The organism is Desulfogranum marinum (assembly GCF_016918565.1).
GTDB lineage: Bacteria > Desulfobacterota > Desulfobulbia > Desulfobulbales > Desulfobulbaceae > Desulfogranum > Desulfogranum marinum.
Window position 1 is genome coordinate 79,344 of the sequence record NZ_JAFFQD010000023.1, and the last position, 10,860, is coordinate 90,203.

8 protein-coding genes are annotated in these 10,860 nt (G+C 44.4%); 1 reads left to right on the top strand and 7 read right to left on the bottom strand.

Annotated elements, in window-relative coordinates:
• Positions 1-51: 51 nt before the first annotated feature.
• The 5 genes from JWH17_RS13580 to kdsB form a co-directional block, all read right to left on the bottom strand.
• Complete coding sequence (locus JWH17_RS13580; RefSeq protein ID WP_205223167.1) at positions 52-2,034, bottom strand: ATP-binding response regulator; 1,983 nt, start codon at positions 2,032-2,034, stop codon at positions 52-54.
• Positions 2,027-2,395 carry a response regulator gene (locus JWH17_RS13585; RefSeq protein WP_205223168.1) on the bottom strand — a complete coding sequence of 123 codons (369 nt, stop codon included), beginning with the start codon at positions 2,393-2,395 and terminating at the stop codon, positions 2,027-2,029. Before JWH17_RS13585 ends, JWH17_RS13580 begins: the two co-directional genes overlap by 8 nt.
• Positions 2,392-4,032, bottom strand: coding sequence for a hybrid sensor histidine kinase/response regulator (locus tag JWH17_RS13590; protein WP_205223169.1), 1,641 nt, complete (start codon positions 4,030-4,032; stop codon positions 2,392-2,394). The genes JWH17_RS13585 and JWH17_RS13590 overlap by 4 nt, the downstream gene beginning before the upstream one ends.
• Positions 4,033-4,118: 86 nt before the next feature.
• Entirely contained in the window at positions 4,119-6,482 is a 2,364-nt protein-coding gene (locus JWH17_RS13595; protein ID WP_205223170.1) for a gluconeogenesis factor YvcK family protein, read from the bottom strand.
• 140 nt (positions 6,483-6,622) lie between these two features.
• On the bottom strand, positions 6,623-7,384 hold the full coding sequence (kdsB, locus tag JWH17_RS13600; protein ID WP_205223171.1) for a 3-deoxy-manno-octulosonate cytidylyltransferase: 762 nt from the start codon (positions 7,382-7,384) through the stop codon (positions 6,623-6,625).
• Between the two features lie 114 nt (positions 7,385-7,498).
• Here kdsB and JWH17_RS13605 point away from each other — a divergent pair, with 114 nt between their 5' ends.
• Positions 7,499-8,305 carry a class I SAM-dependent methyltransferase gene (locus JWH17_RS13605; RefSeq protein ID WP_205223172.1) on the top strand — a complete coding sequence of 269 codons (807 nt, stop codon included), beginning with the start codon at positions 7,499-7,501 and terminating at the stop codon, positions 8,303-8,305.
• Positions 8,306-8,349: 44 nt separating this feature from the next.
• Here JWH17_RS13605 and JWH17_RS13610 read toward each other — a convergent pair whose 3' ends face one another.
• Together JWH17_RS13610 and JWH17_RS13615 are read right to left on the bottom strand one after the other, a co-directional pair.
• The gene (locus tag JWH17_RS13610; protein ID WP_205223173.1) at positions 8,350-9,549 is read right to left on the bottom strand and encodes a DegT/DnrJ/EryC1/StrS family aminotransferase; all 1,200 of its coding nucleotides are present in this window, start codon (positions 9,547-9,549) and stop codon (positions 8,350-8,352) included.
• A gap of 142 nt (positions 9,550-9,691) precedes the next feature.
• Positions 9,692-10,390 carry a YfgM family protein gene (locus JWH17_RS13615; protein ID WP_205223174.1) on the bottom strand — a complete coding sequence of 233 codons (699 nt, stop codon included), beginning with the start codon at positions 10,388-10,390 and terminating at the stop codon, positions 9,692-9,694.
• Positions 10,391-10,860 lie beyond the last annotated feature (470 nt).

Below are 10,860 nucleotides of genomic sequence, written 5' to 3' on the forward strand. Positions count from 1 at the left end.
AATTAAAATCGTTAGAAAAAGACAGCCATTCACCTGCAGCAAGCAGACTCCTCAGCTGTTCTCCTGGCGCAGAAAATGCTGGACAACAGACTCCACTGTATCAATGGAAAAGGGTTTGGTGAGGGCTGCAACAAACCCATATTCTTTATAGTTGAGAATGACTTCATTACCGGCATCTCCACTGATTAAAATAATCTTTGCTTCAGGGTTGCTCTCAAAAATTTTTTCAGATGCCTCCACGCCCCCCATTCCTTCATTGACCCTTAAGTCAAGCAGGGTCAGATCAAATCCAGCTTCTTCTTTTTCAGCTTTGCGAAAAAGGAGCAGCGCCTCTTCACCACTTGAAGCCAAACTAACATTGCAATTGTAGTGTTGAAACATTTTTTGATTGATGATTCGCATCATCTCATCATCGTCCATGACTAGAACCCGAGGCTGCCTGGCAAGGTGTTCTGCAAATATTGCCTCGCTGGTAACTGGCGCTTCGGTTATTGGCAGATACATATGAACCGTACACCCCAGCCCTGGTTGCGATTCGACCCAGACCATGCCTCGATGTTTCTTAACAGTGGAATGAACAATAGTCAGACCAAGCCCCATGCCCTTCTGGGAGCCTTTTTTTTTGGTTGAAAAATAGGGATCGAACACATGATCCAAAATTTCCGGAGCAATGCCGGGCCCATTGTCTTTAAAAGTAATCCGGACCAGTTCGCAGGCAGGCAGAGGTTGTCCGGTCTGCCCTGCTTCGATTTCACCATCTACCAACTCTATGGCCACCTGAATGGTACCCTGCCCATTCATTGCGTCAACCGCATTGCTGGTCAGATTGGTCAACACCTGATGAATAAGAGCAGCGTCCAGTTTTATCGATGCATCCCTACTCTTGTCATCTATTTCTAAAAAAATATGAGTATCGGCAAGTTCATGCTCAAGGGTCTCTGTCACCAATTCGCTTAAATTCACCTTTTTTGTTTGCGGTAAGTAATTATCTGAAAACGTAGTGAATTTGCGGATAAGCTGAACCGTTAACTGCAATGCCTTGCCGGCTTCTTTTAACAACCCATCAACCTGCTTCTCCTTATTCAAAAATCGAGACATTTCGACATTGCCGTTTATCACAGTTAGCAAGTTGTTGAAATCATGGGCAATACCACTAGCCATTACTGACATTGCATCAATTTTCTGAATTCGATGTAATTCCTTTTCCAGTTTTCTCTGTTTCTTTTCCAGGAGCTTATGAGGTGTGATATCCTTGAGAATAACTATGATAAAAACCGTATCATCTTCTGCTACAGGCACAAAATTTATAATAACAAGTTGCCCTTGCAACTCTACAGGTTTGTCATAGTCAAAAACCAATGGAGCCAAATCTCTAGAAGGCACCAGCGAGGCAATCCATTTTTTTACAATTTGCTGTTCTTCTAGAGGAAACATCGTATAGACACGATGGCTGAGCAACTTTGCCTCATCAATCCCGAAAAGTTTTATGGCTGCACCGTTTGCCATCACGATCCGGCCCTCATGGTTAAGTTCAACCACGCCTTCGGTCATGTTTGCCAAGATAACGTCCCTATGTCGTTTACTGACCAGCAGCTCTCTGGTCACCTCTCTTGGGTAGAGGTTTTCCATCCCCTCTATATTTCCTTCGTTACGAATTCCTGACTCAAATTTCCCCAGAGCCACGAGAATATGGTCCCGCATTGTTGCCGCAGGCCCTTTGGCAATACAAACGTCAGCTCCCAGCTTAGCAGTATGATCATCGTCTTCCATGGCCACACCGGAGAGAATAACCAGAAAAATATGCTTCAACTCCGGGGTACTACGGATGATATAGGAAAGTTTTTCGCCATCGATCTTGGGCATAATCAGATCTGTAAAAATAATATCAGGACGACGTGAAGCGATAAAATCCAAGGCTTCAAGACCATTTTCAGCGGTCTGCACCAACCAGCCTTCTTTTTCCAGCACAGAACTGACTATTCTTCGTATTACCGGACTGTTATCTACCACTAGGGCATATGGCTGATTATCCATTTTCAAGCAACTCCTTTACGGTCTGCGCCAACTCTTTTACATCAAACGGCTTGGAGAATACTCTGTCGGCTCCAAGCTCTTTAGCTGCTGGGAGATAGGCCTCCGGCCCAATACGGCCCCCACCGGAGATGGCTATAATACGGACGGAAGGATATAGATTTTTCAATGCAGTGATGGTTTCCAAACCTTCCTGTTCCGGCATGATTAAATCAGTTATAACGAGGTCTGCCTGTATTTGTTGCTGCATCTTCATGCCGGCCCGACCATCTTCAGCCTCCATCACCTCATACCCGGCCCACTCCATGACCTGGCGCAGCAATTTCCGCATCTGCTGATCATCGTCTATAACTAATACTCTCATACTTCTTCCTTTGGCTTGCTAGGTAATATTTCTCGAATAGCGATGGCCAAAAGACGCATGTCCAGTGGCTTCGCAAGAAAACGCCGTATACCTGCATCCTGAGCTTCTTCAGGGGTAATCGGATCACTATAGCCGGAACACAGAATTATCGGTAACTCTTTATCGTATTCCAAGGCAGCTTTTGCAAGCTGCAGACCTGTCATCCTCGGCATGGTATGGTCAGTGATCAAAAGATCAATTTTATTCTTTCCTTCAGCAAAATACTCTAAAGCCGTTTCCGGTTTGGTTGCCGACAAGACTGTGTACCCCAAATATTCGAGCATCCGTGTCCGCATGGTGACAATCTCTTGCTCATCGTCGACAAAAAGAATCGTCTCTGAACCACTCGGCATATTTGCCGTCACCTGCTCTTCAAGGGCGCTCTCTTGGATGGAACGAGGGAAAAAAACCGTGAACGCAGTTCCTTTTCCCAGTGTAGATTTAACATCAATAATACCATCATGAGCCAAAATTATCCCATGGAGCACGGCCAATCCCATTCCAGTCCCATCTCCCACAGAACGGGTGGTAAAAAAAGGATCAAAGATACGCTGCAAATCATTTTCCGAAATACCCTTTCCATTATCCTTTACCGTCAGAACCACATATCGTCCGGGTTCCAGATTCGGGTAACGATTCTGCTCTGCCCTGCCGGCCTCAATCTCCCGAAGACTAATCTCAATTGTCCCCACATTATTTTCCAGGGACTGGGCAGCATTATTGCCGAGGTTCATTAACACCTGTTGCACCTGGCCGGGATCAGCCATAATAGGACCAATATTACTTGCAACCGAAACCTTTAATTCAATGGTGGAAGGCAGTGAAGAGCGCAGCAATTTACAGGATTCTTTAATTAATGGGGTAATATCAAAATTTTTTCTCTTAACTGCTGATTGGCGACTGAAAGCAAGTATCTGAGTGACAAGCTCCTTCGCTCTGTTGCCGGCCCGTTTAATGGAATCAACATGCTCAACAATTTCTCCAATGGTAATTTGTCCAGGCGAAGCATCCAAATTAGCAGTAGTGCCTTCTTGCGGCAGCCTGTAGAGTAAAAGATCGGCATTACCAAGAATAGCGCCCAGGATATTATTAAAATCGTGTGCTATACCGCCGGCCAATGTAGCTATTGCATCCATCTTATGCGCTTGAACCAATTGCTTTTCCAACTGGCGCTGATGACTTATATCCTTTATCGAATAAATATAGCCGATTATCTCTAGTTGGTTAAGTATAGGTGTACACGTTACGGAATAAACCCTGCCTAAATAGGAATGCTTCACCTCTTGATTAATAGACTGTCTTTCCTTTTTTACTACAGGAATCGGGCAAAACTTGCAGGGCTCATGTGTATCTGCAAAAAGTTTATAACAATACTTCCCTCGGATATCCGTCCCGTCTACGGAAAGGAGTTCAATTGCAGCCTTGTTAGCCTTTACCACTCTTAGATGTTCATCAAGGATCAACACCGGATCAACAATCGCATTAAACGGAAATCGCCAATCAGCCAAGAAGTAATCGAGTTCATGTTTTCGCTCATTATCGCCGCTCTCGTCGATAACATTCACTCCATCCTTGACTGATTTATTTTCCTTTTTCATAGTATTAGGTCTTATTTTCACTACATAATAAATGAGTGTAAAAATCAGGTATATACTCAGGGCAAAACTGAAACAGATCCAAAAAATCATAGTTTTCCCTTTTTCTGTTGATGAGTAGAAAATGGAAGCGTATGTCTGAAAACCTGTTCTCTAAAAAAAGTAATGGTCGTTTCACGGCAAAAATGGGTACGAATCTGTTCTGGAATAAGATCGGATATATCATTTTTCATGATTGACATCTTATATTCTATATGCGGCGCAAAACGATTATCAAGGTACCAGGCATAAAAGAGCCCAAAAAAAAGACCTGGTGGGGTAAATCCTTCGTCAAAATTAAGCATCCGGGTAAATATGCTTTCAGAATGCTGTGCAGGTTGCATTTTGCAAAACTCGAGATAGGTAGAAATCTGCTCAAACGATAAGTAACTTTTCAGCTGATCACGTTCACGAAGCTGCAGTTTATACATCTTCCCTACTGTATGGCTATCATGGGAGACAGTCACCATCTCTTTTGTCTGCGCATAATTACCTAAAAGAGACTGCCCCAGGGCAATAAGGAAAACCACCTCAAAACTATTCAGGTTTTCGGTTTGGTCCTGGCGAATTTTTATTTTCCGGTCAACCGGGTCATAAAAAGAAAATACATTGTCCCACTGCTGACTTCTTTTCCAGCAGTCTTCAGCAATCAATGTTATGCCCCTAAAATACTTAAGATGATCAAATAATATATCCGGATGTAACCAAGTAAGTTCCACCAAACGATCTAGTAGCCGACGCCTCTGCGCTTCTTCCATTTTTTGAGGCAAAGAGGAATGGCTGGTAAGGGTCTCGGTGCTTAAAAAATGCATTAACGCTTGAATCTTTTCGTACCGGTGACAGGGAATTTGCTTTACAGGATACTTGCCAGGACAGAAAAAGTCAGCTGTCGGCAAGGCCGATGACACTGGAGCACCATCCAGAAATTCTGAAGTTTTTAAGGCCCACAGGGTTTTAATTGCACCTGCCAGGGCGGCTGGATCATGTTGAATTACACCCCGGTTCTGTAATTGCGTATCAGAATAAATACGGGCGGCAACCGTTCTAAAACCCAAGGCTTCGACCCCGTGTCGATCAAAATAAATGGGTTCTTTATCCTCAAGGGCGTAGCGCTGTAGAGTAGAACCGGGAACCTCTCGCATATTTAGCCCTAAAACGGAGGTGAACAATCCTTTGACCCCGCCGGGTATATTTCGGTGATATGCACGGATAAGATCTGAAACATAGAATTTTCTATCAGGCGAATCACGTGCCGTATCAGTCTCTCCTTTCTGCACCCAAATATTTGCCACAAGTAATTTTAACGCAGAGTGGTTGTGCCGAATAGCATCAGCTAGACCCGGAACCTGCAAAATGGGGATAATAGAAGTGTACAAACTACCTGGTGCAAAAACGATGATATCGGCGGAGGCTATGAGCTGTTCAACCTCCGGCTGAAAATAAGGATTTCTGCTGAATTCCATCAAAACCCTGTCCACGGGATAGCCTCGCTGGGCGTGGCCTGACTTATATTCACTGGTCACCAACACCCCATTGTCATAGAGAATCTGTAATTGCGACGAGGTAGTCGTACAGGGAAAAACACTGTTTTTTCGGGTGCCGATAAAATGTTCTATTTGTGCGAGCCCACGAATGGTAGCAGTACGTACTACTTGGTGAGAGGCTATAAGGTCGCCGGCAGTCAATTGTGGGTCCAGCTTTTTATAAATAGCCGCAGCAAGGAGCAGGTTTCCCAAACATTGAGGCCTATAGAGTGTGGGAGCAAGCCGCTCATCGTTAAAGAGCTGTTTGCTCAAATCATAAAAAAAGTTTCGCAGTGCTACAGGAAGGATGCCAAGATCCGCCCCGGTATCGGTAAGAAGTTCCGTCGAAGAATGCGGGCGGGAAATAAATCGATAATTAAAAATTGCATGCAATGCTTGAGCGACCTTAAGAGCGGTTCTATCATCTAACTGGTACCGTTTGATCAGCGCATCGTTTCGAACCGCTGAAAGAAGTACATGCCGCAGGTCGCCAAGGGCAATAAGGGGTAGATCCTTCAGTAGCTCACCGGTGGACCCGCCGTCATCGGTGACGCAAACAACCGAGTGAAGCTTGGCAAAAACTTCCTTCATGCCTGTAAAAGGCGTTTCCTTCCACGAATGCTGCTTGGAATCACCGCCGATAATATTGGATAATCCTGTGCCCCCTCCCAAAGCCACTACCTTGAGGTTGCTTACATCAATAGACGTTACTAAATCCTGAAAACTGTTGTAGGTGGCGGCCAATTCAGGATTTTGATGCGCAATAGTTCTTTCCAGCATCAGCGCTGTTACTTTTTCCGCTAAATTAGCTCCCGGTAAAAAATCCAGGGCAGCAAAGCTCGTTCCGGTAAGATTTTGCAGCTGCCTTGCTATTTCACATGGTTCAGGCATCACGTATTTCTTTGCTCATACAAATTATCGATTGAAGGATATAAAAACCTACTTTTTCTCTGAACAGGTAACAGCCGATTGATTTTTGTCTCTCACTTTATGTATATCCATTGCGTTTCATCCCGTCCGCGTTGCACGATTTACGAGGGTTGCCTCAGCAATTGCTCAACTCTTTTTACATCCTCAGGGGTATCCACTTCTACAGAGTCGTGTTCAGTTAAAATGACCCTGATTGTGTATCCAAATTCCAATGCCCGAAGTTGTTCCAACTTTTCAAATTTTTCCCACTCACCTTCAGGGAGCCCAACAAAGGTAACAAGAAAACCTTTACGATAGGCATAAATTCCTAAGTGCTTGTAATAGGTAGGCTGTTCCTTTTCCTCTGGATTTCTTTGAAAAGGGATGGGAGAACGCGAAAAATAAAGCGCATTACGATGACAATCAAAAACTGTCTTCACATGGTTGGGATCATCTATTTCTTCAGGCCTCACGATCTTATAAATAAGCGTCGACATTGGAAGAGCCGGATCTTCAAGAAGAGGAGCTGCAACCTGTTCTATAATTTCTTCAGGAAACAAAGGTTGATCGCCTTGAATGTTTACAATAACATCCTGTTCATCTATATTCATCAGTTCAACGGCCTCTGCAAGCCTATCCGTCCCGGTTACGTGATCATCTCTTGTCAGCACGTATTCCCCGCCAAAACCGGCCACAGTTTCAGCAATACGATGATCATCAGTGGCCACAACAACCCTGCTGAGGAGTCGTACTTTTCCGGCACGTTCGACAACATGCTGAATCATTGGTTTTCCGTCAATAAGTGCCAACGGCTTCCCTTTAAAACGGTTTGAACGATAACGTGCCGGTATAACAGCAATGACTTTTGGATTTTTCTCACTCATGAAGCAACCTATCCCTCCTGGACCTCTTTCTTTTATAATTATATGTTTTTATGTTACAGTGAGCATAATCAAAAGGCAATTAACAACTCCATTCGCCCTGAGCACCATCTAGAAATGGCTTACAAATTTCCCCTTGCCCTCTTTGCAGATCCCTCAGTTATCAGCGGCCATGCACAACAGTTGGCAGACTTACTCAACATTCCACTTATCAGTGACCCACGAGGGTATCAAGTCTTTTTCAATCTAACGCCCAATCATCTGGAATTAATAGCTCATGAAGAAAACAATAAAAAACCGTCTTCTCTTCGGGTCGATTTCACAACCCCCGGAAACCTTCGCAGAGTGAAAAATCCCCACAAGGAATTATTGATACAAGCGATAAAAATCAGAAAAAAGATACCGGCTACAGTGGTGGATGCGACAGGAGGACTGGGAAGGGATGCCTTTCTGCTCGCCGCAGCAGGATGCAAGGTGGATGTTTTTGAACAAAACCATTTTATTGGGGCATTGCTGGCAGACGGGCTGAAAAGAGCTGCTCTTGCCCCACAAACAGCCCGCGTCTGCAATCGAATCACGTTACACATACAAAATACGGTGGAGCATATTGGAGAGCTTTGCCCGCCTCCAGAGGTTGTATACCTTGACCCAATGTTTCCCGAGCGTGATAAGAGTGCAAAGGTAAAACAAAACCTTCGAATTCTGCGCTATATCGAAGGCGATCAAGGCGAGGACCGGGAGCTGTTTGCAGCTGTCTGGGCAATCAAGCCAAGAAAAATAGTCGTCAAACGTCCCTTGAAAAGTGCTCCATTATGTGAAATTCGACCTACATATACACTGAAAGGAAAAGCCGTTCGCTTTGATGTTTATATCCCGGCTTCTTTTACAAAAGACTCAACCCCCTGCTTAAACAGCAAGTGTTGAGTCACCCTCCTTTACTCCATCTTACACGTGGATATCCAACGTGGTTATATGTGTGATGCCTTTTCCAGTGCATTGAGCAGCCGCTCTTTATCAGCCTCCGCCATCTTCACCGGAATGGGATAACAAAGGGTCCTCGCCATCAATTCGGCAGAGGCTGGTAGTGCCTGAGGATCATGATAAAAACGACGTTTACCACCTGCCGTAAACGGCCAGCCGTTCTTACACAGACTTTTCCCCTCCAACAGGTTTTCCCATTGGGGATAAAAATGCCAACAATTTTCCCCCCAATTGATTGCGCCAGCCCCATTTTCTCTTAAACAGGCATTTACAGCTGCAGCATGCTCAGCGTTTTCTAGCATGAAGACAAAAAAGGTTGCTGTATCGCCCTCGTGGTCAAGTATTTCTCTAAAACTCACACCTGAAAGAGCCTTGGCACAATTTTTCAAAAGAGCCTTGTTCGCTTTCTGGCCGGCAATCATATCATCAAGCTTTGCTAACTGTGCCAGGCCGATAGCTCCCTGCAACTCCATCATACGAAAATTAAAGCCAACAAAGGACCGTCCTTCGCCACCTCTTCCACCAGGGTTGGGAATATGATCGTGTCCATGATCATGGTACTCGGACATGCAACGCCACGTCTGTTCGTCGTTGGTGATACACATCCCCCCCTCGCCAGTGGTCATGGTTTTGACGGAGTCAAAGGAGAATGTCCCACAGGCTCCAAAGGTGCCAAGATGCTTGCCGTGCAAAGTGCCGCCCGCAGACTGCGCAGTATCTTCTATGACCGGGATATTGTGGGCATCGGCAATGGCTTTAATTTGCTCAATCCGGGCCTGAGCACCAAGCATATGTACGACTATAATCGCTTTGGTATCTGCCGTTATCTTCTTTTCCAGATCAACCGGATCCATATTCAAGGTAGTGTCAATTTCAGTAAATACGGGTACCGCGCCAATATCAAGGATCGCCTCCCAAGTGGCCACAAAGGTAAATCCCTGTGTAATAACATGATCACCGGCTCCAACGCCCAAAGCTGTTAGGGCAACCTTCAAAGCTGCGGTCCCTGACGTCACAGCCTGCGCGTATTTCGCACCGGTATATGTGGTAAAAGCTTTTTCAAATTCCAGAACCTTATAGGTACCCTTGCGCTGGGCATCGAACTCATATCGAAACAGAACCCCGGTGTCTAACACATCCAGAACCTGTTTTTTTTCTTCCTCACCAAAAACTTCAAAGCCAGGCATATGCCCTCCTTATTTCTTTCACCATTAAAGCTGCCTCAAATCCACCTGTAAATAGACACGTTCTCAATGCTTTTTTATCAAAACGTATATTTCAGGCGACCAAGAAGCAGGTACACTTTCCGTACTAATGGGATTTTTTTTATCAGTTTGTTTGCAGCATTTTTAAACGAGACTCTATCACCTTTCGTGCCGGATCATCCTGTCCATTTAGCTGTGATACTTTCTGCTGCTCAATATATTGCTGGTACATGGACACAGCCTGGTCTTTATTACCAAGTGATTCTTGCACTCTGCCCATGGCTTTATATGCGTCCGCTTCAAATCCCTGCATTCCGGAAAGGACAGTATAAGCACCAAGCGCTTTTTCCATGGCTCCCTGTTCTTCATAAAGAGCTGCAAGTTTATATGTGACCAAAGGTTTTACCAATGAATCAAGGGAGGAGTCTGCCTCTATCTCAACCAGTAATGCAACGGCCTTGTCATATTGCTTTTGCTCCTGATACAGTTTTACCAGCGCAATTTTCGCCCAGGTTGCAGAAGGAGTGGAACTGAACTCTTCCACCACGTCTTTCAACATTTGCTCTGCATTCTCTGTATTTTGAAGCGCCGCATCAAGACTTGAAGCTGCCTTGTCTAATGTATGGGCTCTGTAGGTATCGTATAAAGAGGCAGCCACCACAACGACCGCCACACATGCAATAATGGTCCAAATTATCTTACTGTTATTGCGTAAAAATTTAATAAAAGCAGGCGGCAAATTAAATTGTTCCAGCAGACCTTCACTTTCGGTCATTGTGTTCATTTCAATTGTCTTTCTATCAAAGGCGTTTTGCTCTGCCATATTTTTTCTCTCAATTTGAACTTAGAACGTATTTGGGGATGAATTGACATTACCATAATGTAAGCCTAACTCATCGACATAAAAGACCATAAGAATATGATTATACTGTAGGACAAAAAAATTGCATCAACCAATCATGATGGATCCGTAAAAAGTCCACACCATTATGAAAGGCAATAAACCTGGATATATCAACCGTTCAGACGGTGCCATGCTCATTTTTTTAATTGTGAATGGGAAAACAAAGAATCCAGGTAACCGGAGACTCCAATAATAGATTATATCCATAGGCGAAATACTGCACAAAATGATGCCGGATGGAGCCACCTGTATAAAAAAGTATTAAGGGAATCTCGAATAAATGGTTTATTCCCCAGCGTCTTTAATTATGCGATAAATATGGAAATCAGGGTCAATTCAACATTTAAATTTTCGTGTTTTTGGGGTTGCAGCGAACAACTCAATCGCCC

What these genes read in the sequence shown, in the direction of transcription:
- JWH17_RS13580 (WP_205223167.1), bottom strand. Translation starts at nt 2,034, where the DNA reads ATGGATAATCAGCCATATGCCCTAGTGGTAGATAACAGTCCGGTAATA.
- JWH17_RS13585 (WP_205223168.1), bottom strand. Translation starts at nt 2,395, where the DNA reads ATGAGAGTATTAGTTATAGACGATGATCAGCAGATGCGGAAATTGCTG.
- JWH17_RS13590 (WP_205223169.1), bottom strand. Translation starts at nt 4,032, where the DNA reads ATGAAAAAGGAAAATAAATCAGTCAAGGATGGAGTGAATGTTATCGAC.
- JWH17_RS13595 (WP_205223170.1), bottom strand. Translation starts at nt 6,482, where the DNA reads ATGCCTGAACCATGTGAAATAGCAAGGCAGCTGCAAAATCTTACCGGA.
- kdsB (WP_205223171.1), bottom strand. Translation starts at nt 7,384, where the DNA reads ATGAGTGAGAAAAATCCAAAAGTCATTGCTGTTATACCGGCACGTTAT.
- JWH17_RS13605 (WP_205223172.1), top strand. Translation starts at nt 7,499, where the DNA reads ATGGCTTACAAATTTCCCCTTGCCCTCTTTGCAGATCCCTCAGTTATC.
- JWH17_RS13610 (WP_205223173.1), bottom strand. Translation starts at nt 9,549, where the DNA reads ATGCCTGGCTTTGAAGTTTTTGGTGAGGAAGAAAAAAAACAGGTTCTG.
- JWH17_RS13615 (WP_205223174.1), bottom strand. Translation starts at nt 10,390, where the DNA reads ATGGCAGAGCAAAACGCCTTTGATAGAAAGACAATTGAAATGAACACA.